Source organism: Sunxiuqinia elliptica (genome assembly GCF_900113005.1).
Classification (GTDB): Bacteria; Bacteroidota; Bacteroidia; order Bacteroidales; family Prolixibacteraceae; genus Sunxiuqinia; species Sunxiuqinia elliptica.
The window spans coordinates 1,133,673-1,147,746 of sequence record NZ_FONW01000001.1 but is presented as its reverse complement, the minus strand read 5'-3'; the positions used below and the strand labels follow the sequence as shown (position 1 = coordinate 1,147,746).

Annotated in this window: 10 protein-coding genes; 4 read left to right on the top strand and 6 right to left on the bottom strand. The window is 41.6% G+C overall.

What is annotated here, in order from left to right; all coding sequences use genetic code 11:
* Window positions 1-39: 39 nt before the first annotated feature.
* From tpx to BM156_RS04575, 6 genes are all read right to left on the bottom strand, one after another.
* Window positions 40-558: a thiol peroxidase gene (tpx, locus tag BM156_RS04600; protein ID WP_093918626.1), complete on the bottom strand. Its 519-nt coding sequence runs from the start codon at window positions 556-558 to the stop codon at window positions 40-42.
* 100 nt (window positions 559-658) lie between these two features.
* A complete protein-coding gene (locus tag BM156_RS04595) occupies window positions 659-1,234 on the bottom strand; it encodes a peptidylprolyl isomerase (RefSeq protein WP_093918625.1) in 576 nt (191 codons plus the stop codon).
* A gap of 310 nt (window positions 1,235-1,544) precedes the next feature.
* Window positions 1,545-3,077 carry a RagB/SusD family nutrient uptake outer membrane protein gene (locus BM156_RS04590; protein ID WP_093918624.1) on the bottom strand — a complete coding sequence of 511 codons (1,533 nt, stop codon included), beginning with the start codon at window positions 3,075-3,077 and terminating at the stop codon, window positions 1,545-1,547.
* Between the two features lie 19 nt (window positions 3,078-3,096).
* Window positions 3,097-6,267, bottom strand: a complete 3,171-nt coding sequence (locus tag BM156_RS04585; RefSeq protein WP_093918695.1) for a SusC/RagA family TonB-linked outer membrane protein — start codon at window positions 6,265-6,267, stop codon at window positions 3,097-3,099.
* Window positions 6,268-6,429: 162 nt separating this feature from the next.
* Window positions 6,430-7,626 carry a FecR family protein gene (locus tag BM156_RS04580; RefSeq protein WP_093918623.1) on the bottom strand — a complete coding sequence of 399 codons (1,197 nt, stop codon included), beginning with the start codon at window positions 7,624-7,626 and terminating at the stop codon, window positions 6,430-6,432.
* A 72-nt stretch (window positions 7,627-7,698) separates the two neighbouring features.
* On the bottom strand, window positions 7,699-8,319 hold the full coding sequence (locus BM156_RS04575; RefSeq protein WP_093918622.1) for an RNA polymerase sigma factor: 621 nt from the start codon (window positions 8,317-8,319) through the stop codon (window positions 7,699-7,701).
* 347 nt (window positions 8,320-8,666) lie between these two features.
* Between BM156_RS04575 and BM156_RS04565 the strand changes: the two genes are divergently transcribed.
* From BM156_RS04565 to BM156_RS04550, 4 genes are all read left to right on the top strand, one after another.
* A complete protein-coding gene (locus tag BM156_RS04565) occupies window positions 8,667-9,512 on the top strand; it encodes a UDP-2,3-diacylglucosamine diphosphatase (protein ID WP_093918620.1) in 846 nt (281 codons plus the stop codon).
* 41 nt (window positions 9,513-9,553) lie between these two features.
* Window positions 9,554-10,534 carry a glycosyltransferase family protein gene (locus BM156_RS04560; RefSeq protein WP_093918619.1) on the top strand — a complete coding sequence of 327 codons (981 nt, stop codon included), beginning with the start codon at window positions 9,554-9,556 and terminating at the stop codon, window positions 10,532-10,534.
* A gap of 47 nt (window positions 10,535-10,581) precedes the next feature.
* Window positions 10,582-12,960: a TonB-dependent receptor gene (locus BM156_RS04555; protein WP_139218212.1), complete on the top strand. Its 2,379-nt coding sequence runs from the start codon at window positions 10,582-10,584 to the stop codon at window positions 12,958-12,960.
* 105 nt (window positions 12,961-13,065) lie between these two features.
* Complete coding sequence (locus BM156_RS04550; RefSeq protein WP_093918617.1) at window positions 13,066-14,067, top strand: SRPBCC family protein; 1,002 nt, start codon at window positions 13,066-13,068, stop codon at window positions 14,065-14,067.
* Window positions 14,068-14,074 lie beyond the last annotated feature (7 nt).

Here is a 14,074-nt window from a genome sequence, read left to right as displayed (position 1 = left end):
TTGTTATAGCGAATCAATCAAACTATAAAAGAGGAATGCCTAGGCCCGAAGTGACTCTTCAACCACTTTCAGCGCACTTTCATAATCCGGTTCATCAGTCACTTCCGGTACATACTCTACATAGCGGACAATTCCTTCTTTGTCAATCACGACCGTTCCACGAGCCATCAACCGTAATTCTTTAATCAGGTAGCCATACTTTGTTCCAAAATCTACCTCTTTGTGATCTGACAGCGTAACAACTTTATCCAGTCCTTCGGCAGCACAAAAGCGTCCTTGGGCAAATGGCAAGTCACAAGAGATCGATAAAATAACGGCGTCGCCTAAATCCGAAGCAACTTGATTAAACCTTCGATTTTGTGCCTGGCACACTCCGGTATCAATCGATGGATAAATTGCCAATACGCGAACTTTTCCATCATAATCACTTAATTTCACAGGTTCCAATCCAGCACTCAATCCAACAAAATCAGGTGCTTTATCGCCAACTTTTATGGGTTCTCCAACTAAGGTTAAAGGGTTTCCTTGGAAGGTAATTTTTCCGGTTGTTTCTTTCATTTTTTTTGAAATAATAATTTATAATCTTATATATCGTTCAACTAAGAACTGAACTATAAAAACAAAAAAATCGGTTTTGGGTTTAGCCTGAAGGCAGCTTTTAATTCACACGTTCAATGCGCTCAATCATCACAGAAGTTTCAAGTGATTGACCTGCTGCTTTTCCATGCTGAATTTGGCGAACAACATCCACCCCATCAGTCACGACTCCAAAAGCTGCAAACCCTTGACCATCGGGATTTCTTTTTCCACCAAAGTCTAACTCCGGCTGGTCTCCAATACAGATAAAAAACTCGGTTGATGCTGAGCCAGGCTCGTTACGCGCCATCGAAATAACTCCATCAAGATGTTTCACGCCCGTTTCGTTGGTGGTTTCGTGCTTGATTGTCTCATAGGTTTCTACCAGCTGATCATCCTGCAATCCTCCCTGGATCACCTCAATTTTAACGGGGTTGACCGGCTGATTATCCATGCGGACAACCCGGTAAAAAGAAGCATTCTCATAAGCATTTTCATCAACTAACTGCAAAAAGTTTTCCACCGTAACTGGAGCTTTCTCTGGATACAATTCCAGCATGATAGTCCCGACATTTGTAACGATTTGTACTTGGGGTTTCTTTGGTGATTGACACGAGAAAAGGGTTAGTAAAACAAGTAAAGAGCCAATTAACTTCATTCGTCTATTTTTTTAACTCCAGCAAACTAGCTAAAGCGTCAGTTTTATAATCAATCCTTATCCCACCAAGGCAGGACACCTTTAAAGAAACAAAAAAGTCGCGGCATATTGCACACGACTTTCTTATTTCTGTCAACCTCAGGACAATTTTTTAAAGCCTTTACGACACCGCTACCCCTCTGGGTAGCGGCTATTATTCGCAAAAACTCAAAATCCTGGTGATCCTGAGAGTATTATATTTAACCAACTCGAAATCTCTAAAACAGAAAGTATCCGCAGGGTTTATGCGGATACTTGTCATTTATTAGGCTTAGTAGCCTGGATTTTGGGTTAGATTTTCATTTGCATCCAATGCTGTACGAGGAATTGGGAACAACAGGTACTTCTCAGCCGTTTGTTCTTTCCAACCGTCAATTGGATCGAGGAACGTGCCAAACCGAATCATATCCTGACGAGTAAATCCTTCCCATGCCAACTCAAATCTTCTCTCGTTATAAATATCATCCAATGTAACTGAGCTCAACAGCTTAGCATCATCATCAAAAGCCCGCTTTCTCAATTCATTCACTAGGCGAGTTGCCTCTGCATTTTCAGCTCCAGAACGAACTAATGCTTCAGCTTTCATCAAGTAAACATCAGCCAAGCGGAAAATGCCAAAGTCATTCTCCATATCGCCATTAAGGCCATTTTCGAACTCCCACTTACTACAACGGGCACCTTCTTCTTGCTCAACTTGTCCCCAGCCATCCTCATCAATATTGTATTTCAACTCAATATCGAGTGTATGAATTAGTGGCCGTCCGTGAGCAGTAATCAAAACATCTCCAGTTGCCGGATCTTTCATCTCACCGGTCAAGAATGACCAATCAAACCGCTTGTCAGCCTCATCAAAAGACTTCACATATACAGGCATGGCACTAACACCATTCCAAGTCCCAACTTTCAAGTTTAAGGCGACTGGATCTAGGTAATGCAGCGTTCTTTTGTGGATATGGTTTCCGCCATCGCTTGTACTAAAAACGGCTGGAAAGATAATTTCCTGAGAAGTCTGATTTTGAACTGCAAAGCTGGCTTTAAAATTAGGCTCAATAATGTAAGCTAAGTCCAAAACTTCATCACAAGCAGCAATACATTCCTGCCATTTTGCACCTCCATCCGGATTCCAAACCTCTGCATTAAGGTACATTTTGGCCAACAAAGTATAAACCATTCCCTTTGTTACTTTTCCATAACTTGAAGAGCTGACATCATCACGCACCAAGTCTTTTATCGCATTCAATTCAGTAACAACAAAGTCATAAACCTCTGTCCTCGATTTTGTTGAAGGCAAAGACGTATCATCAAAGTCAGTAACAATAGGGACATTACCATAATAGTCAACCAGCATATAATACCAGAAAGCGCGTACACCCCTGATTTCTGCTAAAATCTGCTCTTTGTTTTCAATCGACTCATTAACATCGATCATCTTGTACACCTTATTACACAAGGTAATACTCTCCATAGCTGCATTGTATGAGCTAACAACCAAGCTGGTACTCGGTGTCCAAGAGTGAAAACGCAATTCTTTAAACTGACCGCCATCCCACCAGTCGCCACCTTTACGTGTTGGTGTTACTGCCATATCGCCCGAGCATTCACTCAACAAGAGATAATTACTAGGAAATACATTTTTAAAAGTCCGGTAAATTGGAGCAATCAGCGAGTTGATTTCATTAGGAGTTTTTCCAAACTCTTCCACCGGTAATTTATCATATACCTCTTCATCTAGATTGGTGCACCCCTGGTACCCCCAGGAAAATACGACAACCAGTAATAATGATATTATTCTATTAATTTTCATCGTGTTAAAGTTTAGTTAATTAAAATGCCAGATTTAGTCCAATTGAAAATCTTCTGGATTTTGGATAGTACTCACGACCTTCCACACCTGGATCAAGTCCTGACATTTCAACTTCAGGATCCAAACCTTCGTAATTCGTGATAGTGAAAAGGTTTTGAGCAGTAACAAAAACTCGTAACTTATCAACTCCTTTGATTGGAGTAGAGTCGAAACTATAAGAAAGGCTCGCATTGTCAAGACGCAAGAAAGAACCTTTTTCAATATAGAAACTGCTATACTTAGGGTTATCGGACAAACCAATTGTTAAAGCATCATGCAAAACATTGGCTCCTGGCAACCACTGAGTTGTAGCATAGGACATTTTTGAGAAGTTCAGCAGGTCGTTGCCATAAACACCACGGAAAAAGAAATTGAGTTCCCAGTTTTTATAGTTAATGATATTGGCTAACCCATAAGTGAATTTGGGTTGAGCAGAGCCAATGTAAGTCCGGTCCTCATCACTCAAACCAGGCTCTCCGTCAACCATATCATCCATGATGTACATACCATCTTCATCAAGACCTAAACATCTCCAACCGTAAAAAGTACCAACTTCCTTGCCTTCTTCTACAATATGGGTGGTATTGGATGAACCTCCACGAATCCAGGCATCTCCGGTTTTAATTGAACTGGTTGAAAACTCGTTATTTGAAAGTTTTGTGATCTTGTTCTTATTGTGTGCAATGTTGAAAGAAGCATTCCAACGCAAGTCTTTCGAACGAATAATATCTCCAGAAATGAGCACCTCGAATCCTTTATTTGACATACTTCCAACATTGGCAACCATCTCTGGATACAAATAAGGAGGAACAGGAACAGAATAGGTATACAGCAAATCTTCGGTCTTTTTGTCGTAATATTCGACTGTTCCATGCAAACGCCCATTGGCAATACTGTAGTCAAAACCAATATTAAACATCGAAGTCTCTTCCCACTTCAGATTTGGGTTGGCATTCTGATCGATCTGGTACGCTTTATACCATTTGCCATCATCATAATACTGTCCTGAAGTTCCGTAAAGCTCCAGAGATTTATAAGGATCCAGACCATCTTGATTACCCGATACCCCATAACCTACGCGGAATTTCAAATCATCAAAAAAGCTAGCTCCGCTCATAAAACCTTCTTCGTTGATGTGCCAAGCAGCAGATACCGAAGGGAAAGTTCCCCAGCGATGATTTTCTCCGAATTTAGAAGAACCATCTCGTCTTAAAGTTGCTGTTAACACATACTTATCTTTCAGGCTATAGTTCACCCGCCCAAAGAACGAAATCAGCTTATTCATATTCTTTTCTGACCAAACATCGCCAGCTCGAAGATTTTCTCCAGCACCAATGTTATTGGCTTCAAAAAAGTCGGTTACAAACTGGCGGTTTTGTGCTCCTGATTTTTGATAGGTGTTTTCTTCGTAAGAATAACCTCCCAAAATATTCAAATTACTCTCTTCAAATTCCTTCCGGTAGTTGATGGTTGTTTCCAACATGTCCTTGTCACGGGTCCAGGCTTCGCGCAAAGCAAACCCTAAATCGTTGCGACCACGCTCTGTTCCTGAATGCAGATACTGACTCCGGTCTGAATTTTCACGTTCTTTTAAAAGACTTAGCGAAGCTTTAAGGTTTTTCACAATTTCCAAGTCAGCCCGAATATTTCCGTAGTAAATATTGTTTTTATACTGATCGCTGTTGTATTCGATATTTCGCACAGGGTTTCCCTGATCATACTCCTGAGTGTCATACCATTCTCCATCCTCTGTTTTTACAGGAACCACTGGAAGCATGTTATAAGCCAATACAAAATTCCGGGTATCTGTTGGCGTATAATCCCGCTGGGTAATTGATCCTGTTACCGAAACGTCAAGTTTATCATTCAATGCTTTCTGGTTAAAAACCATTCTTAAATTATAGCGTTCCATGCTGTTATCTTCAACAACTCCCTGCTGATCGAGGTAAGAAAACGAAGCCCGATAGTTGTGGTTTTGAGCTCCGCCAGAGAACGACACGTTATGATTTTGAGTAACTCCAGTTCGCATAATTTGATCAAACCAGTCGGTGTTGGCTCCCAGATCCAACCCTTCCGTATCAATTCCATTGGCTGAAGTATAGTCGCGCCACTCTTGTGCAGTAAGCACATCCGGCGTATTGATCACGTTGTCAATGCCCAAATAACCTTCATACTCCACTTGACTTTGACGGGCCGATCCTTTTTTGGTGGTAATCAAAATTACCCCACTGGCAGACCGTGAACCGTAGATTGCAGCAGAGGCTGCATCCTTCAAAACACTCATCGATTCAATATCCTGAGGAGCTACTGAGTTCAAACTCATTCCCGGAACGCCATCAATTACGATGAAAGGCTTACTACTTCCGGTCAAAGAAGAAGTTCCGCGCAAACGAATTGTTTGATCTTCGGTGATGTCACCACTTCCCTGCGTGATTGACAAACCAGCAACTTTTCCTTTAAGCAGATCGACTGCCGTGCTATTAACACCTTTGTTGAAATTCTTTTCAGAAACACTGGAAATTGAACCAGAAACCTCTCGTTTATATTGCGTACCATAACCAACTGCGACGATTTCCTCGATTTCCAACATATTTTCAGCCAAACTAATATCAAAGACGGTTTGATTACCGATTAGTACTTCTTGCGTTTGGAAACCAACAAAAGAAAAGACCAGCATTTCTGATCCTGCGGGAACTTCTAAGCTAAAAGCTCCATCAAAGTCGGTAATGGTTCCAACGCTGGTTCCTTTGACAACAATGGTCACCCCGGGAAGTGCGATCCCTTCTGAGTCAACCACCTTTCCTTGAACCACTTTGTCGCCTTGAAGCATCGCTCCCAAAGTTGGCAAATCCACCCTTTGAGTTATCACAATCTGCCGGTCTTTGATGGTGTAGTCAATCGGGGTTCCGGCAAACATTTGATCCAGAATTTTTTCGACAGATGAATTGGTTACCACCACTGACACTTCCTTCGATACATCCAGAATATCATCGGAGTAGACAATAATGAATTCACTGTTTTGCTCAATCTCAGTAAATACCTGTTTTACTGTCGCATTGTTAAGTCTAAGTGAGAATTTTGTGTTTTGCGAATAGCTGTTCCCAACAGCGCTTAAAACACTGACTAATAGGAATAGTACAGATAACCTCATAATAAGGAACGTTTTTTGGAACCCTCCACTTGCGTGAAAGCCCCCTTCATACAACTTTTTTTTCATAAATTTGAACGTTTAGTTTAACGACTAATAATCAAACCTTTTGGTTTAAACCGGGGAGTACCGCCATATTCTCCGGTTTTTTTATTGGTTTGGTTGTTATTTACTCATAATAATAAAGTCTCCATTACTTTTCTTGGTCCAGTCAATCGGAACCGTTAGTTTAATGATGTTCAAAACTTCCTCAGCACTGTTTTCCAAATCAAGCTTCCCTGAAATTTTGTATCCGGCAACAAGCGGATCTTTCAGGCTGATCTCAATATTGTAATAGCGTTCAATCTTCTTAATCAATCGAATTAAATCCTCTGATTCTGATTTTAGGATTCCTTCTTTCCAAGAGGTGTACATGCTAACATCCACCACCCGAACAGTTGTTTCTCGTGTTGCTTTATTCAGGCTAATCTTCTGATTTGGCGTCAGCAGAATTTGCTTATCCTCTGCCAATAACCCTTTCCCTTTAATTTCAAGGCCAACACTTCCCTCTTCCAAGGTTGTTGAAACAAAGTCATCTTCAGGGTAAGCCGAGACATCAAACTTTGTCCCCAACACACGAACATTTAGCTCGGCTGTTCGAACAAAAAATGGCTTGTCTTGATTTTTAGCAACATCAAAATAGGCTTCCCCCACCAAAACAACTTCCCTTTTATTTCGAAGAAAAACAGAAGGATAAACCAACTGACTTCCTGCATTTAGCCATACTTTTGTTCCATCCGAAAGCATGATCATTGATTTTTTACCATAAGGAATGATTACCTTATTCATCAACTCTTTGCCTTCATTTCGTGATTGCGTAATGGTATCGTTATTCACAACCAGCTGGCTTCCAAAACTGTCGTAAGTAATCTCCGATTCATTCTTCTCCAGCGAGATTTCCGTTCCATCAGACAGCACAATTTTGGCTTCCCCTTGGTTCGGGTCATTCACTTCTGATAATTCGTAGTGTACTTCCCGGGTTGTTTCGTACACATAAAATGAGACCGCACCAGAAACAAACACCAGCACCATAATGGCCGCATAGCGCATCCATTTTCCCCAACGGCCAACCTTCGAACGTTTGTTACTACGAACCACATCGTTCCAAATATCAAAGGTTTCGTCTAAACTCAATTTCTCTTGCTCATGCTGAAACATGCTCACAATAAATTTGGCCTGTTCCACATTCAATCTTTGCTTGGGGTATTTCGTAACAAACTCGGTCCAAAACGCCTCATGCTCTTCCTCTGGATCATTTAGCCACTGAATGAAATAATCATCGGCTAAAAAGTCCTCTACCGTATAGTTCTTGTATTTGTCCATTGATTCTGTATTCTGCCCCTATAAGACAGCAGTTATCATTCTGTTGATGGTTTTTGAGAAAAAAATAACCTGTTAAAAAACAGGTTTTCTATGGGATTGAAACAGAACCCATAAAACCTGACTAAACAATTCTGCCTTATCTGCCAGGATATCCCGAAGTTTTGAAATTGCCCGATGAATGAGTGCCCGGGCTGATTGGTAATTTAAATTTAGAATAACAGCTATTTCCCGATAGTCCAGGCCTCGCGTAAATCGTAGGTAAATTGCTTCTTTTTGTCGATCGGTTAAAGCTTCAATGGCATCAACCAATTCTTGCTTTTGTGTTGGCGATAATTCGAAATCCGTGTGGTCGAAACTATAAAGGAAGGAAATGTTAAAGCCCACAATGGGTTCACCTTCTACCTGCTGCGTCCTATGACTTTTTTGGATTTCCCGAATCAACTTTCGCTTGAGCGCTTTAAACAAGTAAAGCCGAATATTATCCGTAGCGGATAGCGTTTGTCTGTTTCGAAGTATTGTACAGAAAATATCTTGGATAGCGTCTTTTACGAGGTCACGATTCGACGTAATTTTACAGCCATAATCAAGCAAGGCATTGACGTGTCGCAAATAAATTAACGACAAAACCTGATCATTACCGTTCAAAAATCTGGCCCATAACGTTTGGTCATTGTCTTTCAAACGAGCTGACATAAATTTAGGTTAAGTGTGTAGTCTAGCATTACAAGTGTAACAATAATAATTGAAACACCCTTGATCGAATCGTCAATTTCCCTGAAATGATACCGCTTTGAAAGATGCTCATTATCAAAATTCAAAAACCTTGGCATCTTCATTACAAAGCTATGAATCAAGCAAGAACATTCAAAGTAAAAACAAGATAAGAAACAACAAATAACTTCAATATGTTTAGTAATTAGTTGCATGAACTTAAACAGTTTCTTAACACCTTCTCTCATTTGCTTTTGATTGTTTAATGTTCAGACAATCTGGACTTAACATGTTTTAATCAATTTGCCGCTATAAACATCTACGAATCGATGAAACAAGTACTTAAGCAATTAGACGTTTCGGTGATATCGGATATCCATTTGGCAACTCATGCCAGTAAAGCCAAAGTATTGTTGAAGTATCTGAAAACAATACAACCGGAAACCCTGGTTTTGAATGGCGACATTATTGACTCTTGGCGGTTCTCCCGAAATTACTTTCCCAAAGCCCACTTAAAAGTCATCCGGCAGTTTATCAAGATGTTGGAAAAAGGTGTAAAAATCGTTTACATCACCGGTAATCATGATGAGTTTTTGCGAAAGTTCAATGGAGCCCGCATGGGAAATCTTGAAATCGTGAATCAACTTGTTCTGAATTTGGATGGCCAAAAAACCTGGATTTTCCATGGTGACCTTTTTGATCACATCATTCACCAGGCCAAGTGGTTGGCTAAATTTGGAGCAGCAACCTATGGACTCCTAACGATTGTTAATAAGTTTATTAATTCCATCCTTCGGTTCTTTCGCATCAAAGAGGTTATTTTCTATAAAAGCCTGAAGAAAAAGTTAATTAAGCAGAAGCCTCAACTATCGCGATTTGAGCAGGTGATCACCCAAACGGCCAGTGAACGCGACTACCAAACTGTTATTTGCGGGCACACCCATGTTCCCTGCGACAAGCAGGTGATTACCGAAAATGGCGTGGTTCGTTACTTAAATTGTGGCGACTGGGTTGAACATCTGACTGCCGCAGAATATGTCAATGAGAACTGGAGCTTGATTCATTTTACTGATGAGTCGAAAGATGAAGATTTACAGGATGAACTCGATATACCAAGCCAGAAAGAGCTTTATCAGTTGCTCGTTCAAGAGCTAACACTAAATAACATGCAATAAACAACGCTTGGCGGATCCAGTTATTAAATAATGACAATTAAGTGAAAATACTTTATGCAATTCAAGGGACCGGAAATGGACATTTGGCGCGGGCAACAGAGCTTGTTCCTCTCCTTCAAAAACTGGGAGAAACACATGTACTTGTCAGTGGTATTCAGGGAGACCTCCAACTGCCATTTGCAATTGACTATCAACTTTACGGGCTTAGTTTCATTTTCGGGCAGCAAGGAGGAGTTGATATCACCCAAACCCTAAAGAAAGCTAAACCATGGCGATTTTGGAAAGGCATTTCGCAATTGCCAGTCCATGACTACGATCATGTAATCTCCGATTTTGAACCGATCTCAGCCTGGGCTTGTAAGCTTCGAAAAAAGAAATGCATTGGACTCAGTCATCAAAACGCAGTTCTCCATCCCCATACTCCCAAACCGAAAAATCAGGATACTTTAGGGAAGTTCATATTAAAGCACTATGCTCCAAGCAATCCGACATTCGGATTTCATTTTCAATCGCTGGGCAATTCCTTTTTTACCCCAGTTATTCGTTCAACCATTCGCCAGGCAGCTATTCAGCAACTCAACCACTTTACCGTTTACCTTCCGGCTTATAGCGATCAAGCCATTATTAGTGCCCTGACTCCATTTCAACACATCAACTGGCAGGTCTTCTCAAAGCACACCAAACACGCTTATCGCGAAGGAAATATTTGGATTCGACCTGTTTCTTTAGCTCACTTCACCAAATCATTTACCACCTGCAAAGGTATTTTATGCACAGCCGGTTTTGAAACTCCAGCCGAAGCTCTTTACATGGGCAAAAAGCTTTGTGTTATCCCCATGAAAAATCAGTACGAACAAGCTTGCAACGCGGCTTTTCTGGAAGCTATGCAAATTCCGGTACTCACTGGACTCAAAAATCAGCATCAAGCCATTCAACATTGGTTGGAACAAAATCAACCTGCTCCGATTCATTATCCCGATCAGACTTTTGAAATTCTGAAAAAACTGCTACAATCGGCATAATTATTGTTGGGTTCCGCACAGTTGTTTATTTCAAAAATCAACCGCTGGTGACCAAACTTATCGTACTGTGCATGCTGTTATTCATCGTTTTTGAGAGTCGTGCTCAAAAGCTAGTTGTTGTCGATGCCCAATCAGGCCACCCAATCGAGGGTGTTATTGTTCATTCAATCAAAAACAATGGAATAACCAATAGTCAAGGAACGCTCGATTTAACAAATTTCCAATCCGATTCGCTATTTCATTTTACACATACAGCTTACCTTGATTTACAAATCAGCCGGCATAGCTTAGTCCAAAACAACTTTGTGGTCAACTTAAAAGAAGATCCGGTCAAACTGGATGAAGTTGTTGTTTCTGCGAATCGAAGGGCGCAATCTCGTTTGGAAGTCCCTCAACAAATTATCAGCATCAGTCAACAGGAAATAGCGCGGGTTAACCCGCAAACGACAGCCGATTTACTGGACTCCAAGGGCGGAGTTTTCATTCAAAAGAGTCAGCTAGGAGGAGGTAGCCCAATGATCCGAGGCCTTTCAGCCAATCGCCTGCTTCTTGTCGTTGATGGTATCCGCATGAACAATGCAATCTACCGAAACGGCAACCTGCAAAACGTTATTTCGCTGGATGCAGCCAGTCTGGAACAAACTGAAGTGATTTTTGGACCAGGATCGGTGATGTATGGAAGCGATGCCTTAGGAGGCGTCTTGCATTTCAAAACCCTAAGCCCCAAGCTTTCTACTTCGTCAAACTACAAGCAGGCTCGAAATGCCTTTGTGCGTTATGCCAGTGCCAACTTTGAGAAAACAGTTCATGCCGATTTTAACTTCGGAACTGATAAGTTGGCAAGCCTAACAAGCTTAACTTTTTCGGATTTTGATGATTTACTGATGGGAAAGCATGGCCCTGAAAGTTATCTCCGTCCGGAATACGTTGAAGATGATAAGATTCTTTCGAATGACAATAGTCGAAAGCAGGTTCAAACAGGATACAGCCAGTTTAATTTCATGCAGAAATTTCGGTATCGCCCCAACTCAAAATGGGATTTCAATTACGCCTTTCATTGGTCAGCCACATCCGATATTCCTCGTTACGACCGCTTAATTCAATACAGCAACGAGCAACTGAAATATGCCGAGTGGTTTTATGGCCCCCAAAAATGGAAACTGCATGCTTTCGACACCCAATGGACAGCCAACGCCCTCCTTTTTAACCAAGCCCGGCTTGTTATTGGTTGGCAAGCTTATGACGAAAGTAGAAACGACCGACGTTTGGCTAGCGAAGAACTTACCAAGCGACAGGAACACTTGGATATCCTCACACTTAATCTCGACCTGGACAAGCAAATCGATCAAAACAACACCTTGTTTTATGGTTTCGAAGGCAATTTCAATTGGATTCAATCCGAAGGTGAGGTGGACTTTACAAATGATTCACCGAGCATTCCAACCAGTTCCCGCTATCCAGACGGCTCACAAACTTCAAGCATAGCCGCATACGCCAGTTACAAACTCTCAGTAAGCAAACGATTTATCTTAAACGCTGGTAGCCGCTTATCTGTCAACCAACTCAGCGGAAAATTCGACAAACGTTTTTTCGATTTTCCGGACGATGAATTCACAAATACCCACACGGCCGTGACCGGGAACCTGGGTTTTGTCTTTCATCCGACACCTCAGTGGCAATTAAATGCAGCCATCTCCTCAGGATTTCGCTCGCCGAACATTGATGATGTTGCCAAAGTATTCGACTCCAGTCCGGGGAATGTCATCGTTCCCAATCCAGATTTGAAGCCCGAATATGTTCGCAATTTCGAGATTGGCATTTTGCGCAGTATCAAGAACCTGGCCCGCTTCGAGCTAAATCTTTATTACACCTACTTGAACAATGCGATGGTCAGGCGCCCATACCAACTCAATGGGCAAGATTCAATCTGGTATGAAAATGAACTCAGCCAAGTTGAAGCGCTTGTCAATGCAGATTACGCCAACATTTATGGAGGTGACTTTAGCATGGAGTGGATTCTTGCGTCCCAGTGGAAAACACGGAGCACCATTACAACAACTTGGGGAGAGGATAGCGAAAAACAGCCGGTTCGCCATGTTGCTCCGGTTTTTGGGAGCTCACACCTCATTTACCAAACGACTCGTCAATCATTCGATCTCTACCTTCGTTTCAACGGGAAATTAGGTCATGATAAGCTGGCTCCCAGCGAACAAGACAAGGCCTATTTGTATGCTAGCGACAAGAATGGCCAAGCTTATTCACCAGGCTGGGCAACAATCAATCTAAAAACAAATACACAACTAAGTGAGAATTATCAACTAAGCGTTGGAATTGAGAATATTCTCAACAAACGTTACCGTCCCTATTCTTCTGGGATTGTAGCGCCTAGGCGCCAGGTCATCCTAACTTTCCGGGCTGTTTTATAGGTCATTTTATCCAAAGTTCAAATCAAGTATATTCCATTTCTTTTTTGTATATTGAATCATTCTGATTTACTATTTTCGGAGAAAATAAACATTCAATTAAAACTCATGAAGAAGCTCAAAAAATTCCTGATCGGACTCTTACTCTTTCTTGTTGCTATGGTCATTATTGCTTTTTTTCTTCCACGCCAGGTGCACGTTGAACGGCAAGGAGTTATTGATGCTCCGGCAAAAGTGGTATTCAACCAAATAAACAACTTACGCAACTGGAATAAATGGGCCGTTTGGAACCAGCTAGATCCAAACATGAGAATCAAATACCAAAACAAAGGGATTGGTGAAAATGCCTCCTACACTTGGGAAAGTGACGAGAAAAATGTTGGCTCGGGGAAGTTGACCATTACCGCATCGGTTCCCTACGATTCGATTGCCACCGAAATGGATTTTATGGAGGAGGGCACAGCTACCGGCTACTTCTTGTTTGATGAACACAACGGAGCCACGACGATCACGTGGGCTTTTGACACCGACCTTGGCAACAACCCATTGGCCCGCTGGATGGGGCTTATGTTTGATGCCATGATTGGCCCGGATTTCAAAAAAGGAATTGAAAACCTCAAAATCGTTTCAGAAACCATTGTTCAGGAAAAACGCCCGATCGTTGAACTGGTAACAGTCCCCGAATTTGATTATGTCAGTATCCGAAAGCACGTTCAACTCGAAGATATTTCAACCCAAATGGGAATTTACTACGGACAACTCATGCAGTTTATAAACGACCAAGGCTTATTGCGAACCGATATGCCTTACGCCATTTATCATCAGATTGATGGAACCTTAGTTGATCTGGAATGTGGTATTCCCGTTGACGGTGCCGTTGTTCCCGAAGGAGAAATCATCTCCGGTAAAATGCCCCGAAGAACTTATGCTGCGGCAGATCACTTCGGTTCTTATTCGAACCTGGAGAAGACTCACAACTTCATTCAACAATGGATTACCGACAACCATTTCATCTTAACGGGAGGCCCAATGGAAAAGTACCTCACAGATCCACAACAGGTGCCCGATGAATCAAAATGGGTGACAGGAATTTATTACCCGATCAATTAAACAATGA